We start from the raw sequence: 667 nt of genomic DNA, 5'->3' as shown, positions 1-667 counted from the left end.
AAAACATCGCGACAAGTTCGAAAATTCAACCTCGAATAGGATGGTACGCCGCCCCTAAAATACTGCGGAACGTAACAGATGTGGGCGCACGAAGAGCGCGACAAGGATGGCGTGCGACACGGTCAGAAGGAAAGCACGCGCTGGATCGAAGGCTATGAACGCGTGCCGGAAATGGCGGCCGAGATGCCAGCGACGCGGCTAGTGTACGTGGCCGACCGCGAAGCCGATCTGCTGGCCATGATGGCGCGCGCGCAGGTGCTGGGCACACCGACCGACTGGCTTGTGCGGGCCAAGCACAATCGCTGCCTGCCAGATGGTGACGGCGAAAAGCTGTGGGCGCACACGAGCGCCGGCGCCGCGTTGGGCGAGATCACCTTTACCATGCCGGGCAGAGATGACCAGAAGGCGCACAAGGCGCGCCAGCAACTTTGGCCACGCGAGGTGAGCATTGCGAACGGCAAAGCCGGGACAGTTTTGGCCACCTGTATCGTCGTGGGCGAAATCGACGCGCCGAAGGGCGTCAAACCAGTCGAATGGCGCCTGCTGACAAACCGGGCGGCATCAACGCTGGAAGACGCCATTAAATTGATTGACTGGTATCGCGCGCGTTGGGAAATCGAGATCTATTTCAATGTCCTCAAGAATGGTTGCAAGGTCGAGGCGCTTC

At 60.0% G+C, this 667-nt stretch carries 1 pseudogene; it reads left to right on the top strand.

Annotated elements, in window-relative coordinates:
- Nucleotides 1-78: 78 nt before the first annotated feature.
- Nucleotides 79-667: pseudogene (locus tag ACP7BV_RS27595) on the top strand (IS4 family transposase); the annotation flags it as partial.

The sequence above is a fragment of the Massilia sp. TSP1-1-2 genome (assembly GCF_049896185.1).
Classification (GTDB): Bacteria; Pseudomonadota; Gammaproteobacteria; order Burkholderiales; family Burkholderiaceae_D; genus Telluria_A.
This window is presented reverse-complemented; position numbering and strand designations above follow the sequence as displayed.